This is a genomic window from Binatus sp. (SeqCode) (assembly GCF_036522015.1).
In the GTDB taxonomy this organism is placed as follows: Bacteria; Desulfobacterota; Binatia; order Binatales; family Binataceae; genus Binatus.
This window is the reverse complement of sequence record NZ_DATDGQ010000354.1, coordinates 1-7,023: the sequence shown is the minus strand read 5'-3', so window position 1 is coordinate 7,023 and position 7,023 is coordinate 1. Positions and strand designations below refer to the sequence as shown.

The window sequence follows — 7,023 nt, the reverse complement described above, 5'->3', positions numbered from 1 at the left end:
ATCTTAATCGACGCCTTTTGCGCCTCTTCCTCGGCATGCAGCCGGCGACGCTGGCGCAATGCGTCGGAGCTGGAGCGCAACGCAGGCCCGATTTGCGCGCCCAGCTGCTCGCTCTGAATCAAAGTCGCCGCGAGCGGCTTGATATCGTCAACCGCAGTTCGATCGGCCAGCCCCCGCAACGCCTGTCCGAGGCTCGCGCCCGCGGAAATGTCGGTTGCGACCAAGCTCAGCTCAGTACCGATTTCCTGCTCATGTCGCTCGCATTCTGTGCCGACGATTCGAATCGCCTCGAACAATCCCATGCCGGCTTCGACGCATACTACCAGCAGATCGAGTACGTCGGAGAGCTGCTTTGCAATATTGCTCTGGCGGGACCGCGCGCGACGTCCCAAGTAGTAACTCGGCACGAAAATTCCAATTCCGACGCCGCCGATTCCGAGCAACAGCGGCGTAGTCGACGCGGGGTGGAAGATGAGTCCGATCAGCAGACCGAATACTCCTCCGCCAAGCGCCATCAGCACGCGGAAGACCTGATAGGTCTGCGCCGCACTGGACTTCATAAACCCGGCTTGCTTCAAGGTCTGCTGCAGCTTTTCCCCGGTGGGGCTATCCATGTTCGGCGGCGGGACGCGTTTGGCGGCCCATCGGAAAAGCATGCGGAGCACCGAGTCGTCCTGGAAATCGCCGTCGAGTGCGCCCTGCGAGGCGCGCATCTGGACCGCCAGATCCGCGAACCGTTCGTCCACCGCACGGCTCTGCGGTGAGATGGCCAGGTACAGGGCCACGCATGCACCGGCCGCCAGCAAAAAGACCGCTATGCCAATAAAAAGTGGGCTCATATCAGAAGTTCACCCTCAATAGTCGCCTGATGGTGATCAGGGCGAGCAGGTCCGAGCCGACCGCAAACTTCAAAATCTTCTGCCCGGTCGGATCGTGGAACAATTGGTTGGTGTACCCCGGTTGAATCAAACTAAAAATGCACAACACCACGACCGGCAGGCAGCCGACTACCAGGCCGCCAAAGCGCGATTGAGCGGTTAGCGCCCGGATTTGCAGCCGCAAGCGTTGCCGGATTCGCACAATTTCGGAGAGCCGGCCGACGATCTGCGCCAGGCTCGATCCGACTTCCGTTTGCACGCGCACCGCGACCACCAATAGCCGGAGGTCATCCTCGGGGACTCGCTTGAGCATGTCTTCGAGTGCGCGTGGCAGCGGCAGTCCGATCCGGTTCTGTTCGAGCACGGTGCGGAACTCACTGCCGAGCGGATCGGCGAACTCGCTGATCAGGACCTGCAATGCGCGCTGGAGCGAATGGCCCGCCTCGAGCGACGATTTGATCAGGTCAAGCGCGAAGGGCAGCTGGTTCGCAAAAGCCTTCAAACGCCGCTTCTTGCGGAATTGAATATACAGAAGCGGCAACGCACCCATCACCAGTCCGGTACCGAGTGCAAACCACATGTCGTGGAACATGATATTGCCGCCAAACAAACCCGCGCCGAAAAGCAGTACGATGATCAGCAGGATGTCGGCGACCCTCATGTACATGCCCGCCTGCCACATCGCCTCTTCCAGGGTGCGCATCAGGTTGATCTTGTACAGCGCGCCCAGCAACGTTCCTTCCTCGGGCCGCTGCTTGCGCATGACGTTGATCTCGATCTCGTCAGGGGGGCGGGTCAGGCGCCGCGCCACCTCGCGCTGTTGCTCGACTTCGGTGCCGCGACTGCTGGTGAAGATCAGCACGCCCGCGAAGACGAGTGCGAATATGCCGCTTGCCAATAAAAAATCCATAGATGTTTAACCGATGGTGTTACGGAAAATTTTACCGTCCAGTTTGTAGCCCGCAGCCTCCAGCCGCTGTGAGTAGGTTGAGCGAATTCCGGTGGCGAGAAACTGGCCGAGCACCTCGCCACCCGGTCCGATTCCGGTGCGCTTGAATTCGAACAAATCCTGCATCATCACCATCTCGCCTTCCATTCCGCTGATCTCGGAGATGCGCAACACTTTGCGCGAGCCGTCGGAGAGGCGCGATACGTGAACGATGATATTGAGCGCCGACGCAATCTGCTGGCGCATCGCGCGCTGCGGAATTTGTACGCCCGACAACAGCATCATCATCTCGAGACGTCCCATGCTGTCGCGGGGAGTGTTGGCGTGGATGGTGGCGATTGAGCCGTCATGACCGGTGGACATCGCCTGCAGCATGTCGAACACTTCGCCGCCGCGGACCTCGCCGACGATTATGCGGTCGGGCCGCATACGCAGCGTGTTCTTCACCAGGTCGCGCTGGCTGACTTCGCCCTTGCCTTCGACGTTCGCCGGCCGCGTTTCGAGCCTGACCACGTGCGGCTGCTGGAGCATCAATTCTGCCGAGTCTTCGATCGTGACGATTCGCTCGTCGGCCGGGATGAACAGCGACATGCAGTTGAGCATGGTCGTCTTGCCCGAGCCGGTGCCGCCGCAGACCAGGATGTTGAGCCGGGCGCGCACGATCGTGCGCAGGAACTCGACGATCTCCGGTACGACGGTTTTCTTCTCGACCAGGTCGTCGATGTTGTAGCGCTTACGGCCGAACCGGCGAATCGAGAGCGACGGCCCGTCGAGCGCCAGCGGCGGAATGATCGCGTTGATACGCGAACCGTCGGGCAATCGCGCGTCAACCATGGGCGACGCTTCGTCAACCCGGCGTCCAACCTGCGACACGATTCGATCGATGATCAGCATCAAGTGCTGATCGTCCTGGAACTTTACCTCTGTGGCGTGGAGCTTGCCGCGCTTTTCGACGTAAACCTGGTTGTGACCGTTGACCAGGATATCGGTGATTTCATCGTCCCATAAAAGCGGCTCGAGCGGCCCGAGTCCGAGCAGCTCGTTTTTGATTTCTTCAATAAGGTGAGTCTTGTCGGTGTCGGTGAGCAGGCGGCCCTCGTCGTCGAGAATCGCGGAGATAGCCTCGGTGACTTTCTGGGCCGCGAGTGTCGGCTCGAGGCTTTCAAGCCGCGTAACGTCCAACATCTCGAACAGACGGTTGTGGACCGCGAGCTTGAGCTGCTGGAAGCCCTCCGCCTGGGCGTCTTTGACCGTGCGCTTGCTGCTGCTGTTGGTCATCAGCGAACGCTGGAACGGCGCCGGTGTTGCCGCGTTCTGCTGTGAAATTCTTTCAACGAGCTTCATTGATGTACCTCAACTGCGCGCGCCGATAACGTTCAACAAGCGCGATACCAGAGAATTCGGCGAGTCGGCGTCGGGAATCTCGCTGCCGACTTCAAGCCGTCGCGCGAGATCCTCGACGCTCTTGGCCAGCGGCGAGTTCGGCGCCACTTGCCACAAATCCTGCGCGCTCAACTGCACCCGCTCGAGAACTTTTTCATCGCGCGGAATCCGCGTGTGAATCGACTGCGCCAGCGTATGGCTCAACTGGTCTTCGGTGATCGGATGACCGGGCACAAAGCGGCTCAGGATGAAGTTCGGTTCGATCCCCTGCAGCCCCAACCGTCCCACCAGGTCGACGAATCGCCACGCGCATCGCGCCGCGCCGATCGACTGGTCGAGCACGTAAAACAGATTGTTCGAACGCTCCCAGGCGGCGACCGTGTTCGAGTCGATATGCGTCCCGCAATCCACGATTACGAAGTCGAACAGCTGGCGCATCAACTCGAGCGTCGCGCCGACCGTCGCGTCGGTAACCAACTCGCTGTCCTCGATCCGCTTGGGCGCCGCGAGCAGATAGATCCCCGACGCGTGCTTGCTCAGCGCCGATTCGAGTTGAATCGAATCGAGCTTTCGCGTGCCCTCGGTCAGCGTCATGATCGTGCGCTCGGGCTCGAGATTCAAAAATACCGAGAGCCCGCCCGTCTGCAGGTCGAGATCGACCACTGCGACCCGTTTGTCGAACGCGTAACGCAGTGCAAGCGCGAGGTTCGCGACCAGGCTCGTCACTCCGGTGCCGCCGATCAGGCTCACCATCGAAACGATCGTGCCTCTGCCGACGTGAACCTCTTCGCGCCGGCGGCTCTCGCTGATCTTGAGCAGCGCGCGAGTCGCGTCGCCGGGGTCCAGCGGCAGGAACAAAAGCTCATCGGCTCCCGCCCGCAGCACTCGCTTCATTAGATCCGGAGAACGATCGTGGAGCAGCGCAAAAAGGGCCGGACGGGGCTCTTGCCCCGCCCGGGTGTTGAGATAACTAAGCGAGAGTTCGTCGTTGCCGTTGAAGACCACCATGGTGACGTCGAAGTTGACGTCGGTGGCGGCATCCGGATCCGGTTCGATTTCGTTGATGTTCAGCACGGGGTCGCCCAAGGCGGATAGAGCGTCCCGGACTTCCGTCCGATGCTCGTCGCCTTGGCCAACCAATTGGACGTTTAGCCCACCGTGCTGCGCACCATTTTTTTTACCGAGCGATGACACTTCACAATCTCCCTGCTTCAGCTATGCGGTGCCATATCATGCCCTAAATGCCCGGTTATGTCTTGTCCTCCGTCGAACTAGAATCTCGGCCTTGTTGCGTCGGGCTGCGCCAGACGACGGGTTTCGACCTGCTCGGTCGTCAGATCAGGCACCGACGTCGGGTTGTAGACTGACGCGCCATCGGGCAGCGGCTGCACGATTTGCGGCGTGACGCTCATCACCAGGTCCGTTTCAGTGTTCGAATAGGCGGTATTGCGGAACAGTCCGCCGAGATACGGCATATCGCCGAGGTACGGGACCTTTTGGATCTGCGTCTTCTTTTCATGCAGGATCAGTCCCGCGATGATCAGCGTCTGATTGTCCTTCATCTGCACCAGGGTCTCCGCGCGCCGAGTGACGAATGCCGGCACGCTGAAACCGAACAACTGAACGCCGTGGGCGAAGTCGGGCTCGGATACTTCGGGTTTCACCAGCAGCTCGATGTCATTGCGGCCGACCACGGTGGGAACGAATTCCACCGAGGTACCGAACTGCTTGAAGACGATCGAAGTGTTCAACGCCTGCGCGATGACGATTGGAATTTCGCCGCCCGACAGGAACTTTGCCTCTTCACCTGAGTTCGCCAAAAGATGCGGCTGCGCGAGAATCTTCGCGAGCTGATGATCCTCGAGGTACTGGAAATATCCCTGGAGCTGGTAGTTGCTGTTCCCCAGCGCCAGACCGTAAGTCATTCCCTGCGACAGCAGCAGCCCGGTGAGGGCTCCGCCCACGCCCATGGTGTTACCGCTCGAAATAGTCGCGCCGTTGGCGGCCGTTATACTCGTTTGCGGAGAAAATGGCGTCGCTACGGCCCCGGGCAAACCAACCAGCGAAATTCCCGCATGGGCAAGAGCGAGCGACAGGTTGGTACCCTGATTTTCCATCGCGCTGCGGTCCAATTCTGCCACCATGGTGTTAAGCAACACCTGCTGTTTGCCGTTCGGATCGATCCGCACCGGGCGCTCCTGGTACTGGCCGCCCTGATCCCAAATCGCAAGCGTCGTGAAGCCGGGCTTATGGCCAATCAGGTTGACCTGGAACGGATTGATAACCTGAATGTCGGCGACCGTCGTGTCGGCGATCGAGACGCGGCGCAGCTTGGTCGCAAAGTCGATAATTCTCGAGGATCCCGTCTGCAGCTGTACGCCGTCCTCGGGTAGATAATGCCGTCCGCCGGTTACCGCACCCGAATGCAATTCGCCGCCGTTCAGGCTGACCGAAGGATCGACCCGATACCGTTCGTTCGACAACGATGCCGAAGCCGTCTGGCTCGATGCAGCCGGAGGTGTCGCAGCATAGGAAGCAGCCGGCACCGAAGGAGCGAAATCAAAGTCCGCGTGACTGATAGCGGCAGGTGCAGTTGGAGCTGCCATCGCCGGCGCGGGCGCAGGCGCGCTTGGCGCAGCGGCCGCCACGGTGTCCGTCGTGGTCGTATAGCTGGCAGAAGACGACGAAGCCGAAGCAACCGGACCGGTCCCCGGATCCATCTTGGCGACTACCGGAGCCGCGGTGCCCGTGGTCGCGCCGGTGCCAGCGATCGCGCCCGGCGCTTTCGCTGGATTGTTAATGTCGTAGGCGGAGCCGACCGACTTGACAGTCACGTCATACTTGACGGTGCTGCCATCGGTGGTCTTGACGGAGACGGTCCACTCGCCCGCTTCCGCGCCGAGGAGGGTGATCTTGCCCGGCTCCTCGTTATGCACCACCAGCGCGTGTGGATTTGTGATCACGTTCACCGCCGGAGTCGCACCGGGGCTGACGTTGTTGATCACGTAACTCTCACCGGCATTCAAGGCAAGAGCCATGGTCGTGCCGTCGTCGGCCAACAGCATGCCGGGTCGAAGCAAGAGCATGCTGATGGCTGCAATCAGCCACGGAAGGAGTCCACATCCTCGTTTTGATTTCATCTTCTTCACCTCGTCTTCCTTGCAGCTTGCTTATGGAATGTCGATTGTTTTAGGCGTCGGCAAGTGATTCGCCGTCGCGTTTGGCGCGGTGGCCGGAACGATGATCGACGCTGACAGGTCGTGATGTTCCGGCTCGGGAGCGCTCGCTACTGTAGTTGAACCTGTCTCATCGGCGCTCGCGTCAGTCGCGTCATCAGCACTGTCTTCGTCGGCTTTCACCGCGGCCTTGCGGATGTGAGACGGTGACTTGCTCGAGCCGTCGAGATCATTCGCCGCTTCATTCACAAACGATACTGACTCGGACGATTTGCCGTTGCGCAGAATCTCGATTTCGACCGGCCTCGCGCGATGCGGCGCCACTGTCACGCGACGAGGTTCGGGCTGCACCGCCATCACCGGGACATCCGGCGCCAGGCTGTAGGCCCGCAGCATCTGGGCAACGTCGCTGCCGCTGGTCAGAACGATCTTGTTGTCATTGTAGTTGCGCATCGCCAGCCGCAGTGTCCCCGAATGACTCGCCAGCGCCAGGCGCTCGGCCTCTTGCGGCGTGACCAGCAGCGTGACGACTTTGACTATCTCCGGCTCGTCCTTCTTCTGCTCGACTTCCTGCGCGACCGCGAGAACCTCGACGTTCTGCAGGATTACTTTCGAGAACGCCTTGTCGCTCGCGCCT

The 7,023-nt window shown here is 60.6% G+C and carries 6 protein-coding genes; all 6 read right to left on the bottom strand.

Annotation, left to right across the window (positions count from 1 at the left end; all coding sequences use genetic code 11):
- Positions 1-839: type II secretion system F family protein (locus tag VIW95_RS15040; protein ID WP_331587979.1), on the bottom strand; the 839-nt coding region annotated here is incomplete at its 3' end.
- 1 nt (position 840) lies between these two features.
- Positions 841-1,689, bottom strand: coding sequence for a type II secretion system F family protein (locus tag VIW95_RS15035; RefSeq protein WP_331587977.1), 849 nt, complete (start codon positions 1,687-1,689; stop codon positions 841-843).
- Positions 1,690-1,794: 105 nt separating this feature from the next.
- Positions 1,795-3,171 (bottom strand): CpaF family protein, encoded by a 1,377-nt coding sequence (locus tag VIW95_RS15030; protein ID WP_331587975.1) that lies wholly within the window; start codon positions 3,169-3,171, stop codon positions 1,795-1,797.
- 9 nt (positions 3,172-3,180) lie between these two features.
- Entirely contained in the window at positions 3,181-4,404 is a 1,224-nt protein-coding gene (locus tag VIW95_RS15025) for an AAA family ATPase (protein ID WP_331587973.1), read from the bottom strand.
- 77 nt (positions 4,405-4,481) lie between these two features.
- Positions 4,482-6,350, bottom strand: a complete 1,869-nt coding sequence (locus VIW95_RS15020; RefSeq protein WP_331587971.1) for a type II and III secretion system protein family protein — start codon at positions 6,348-6,350, stop codon at positions 4,482-4,484.
- A 30-nt stretch (positions 6,351-6,380) separates the two neighbouring features.
- Positions 6,381-7,023: Flp pilus assembly protein CpaB (cpaB, locus tag VIW95_RS15015; RefSeq protein WP_331587969.1), on the bottom strand; the 643-nt coding region annotated here is incomplete at its 5' end.

Excerpts from the sequence above, each read along its gene's own strand:
- VIW95_RS15030 (WP_331587975.1), bottom strand. The coding sequence starts at position 3,171 with ATGAAGCTCGTTGAAAGAATTTCACAGCAGAACGCGGCAACACCGGCG.
- VIW95_RS15020 (WP_331587971.1), bottom strand. The coding sequence starts at position 6,350 with ATGAAATCAAAACGAGGATGTGGACTCCTTCCGTGGCTGATTGCAGCC.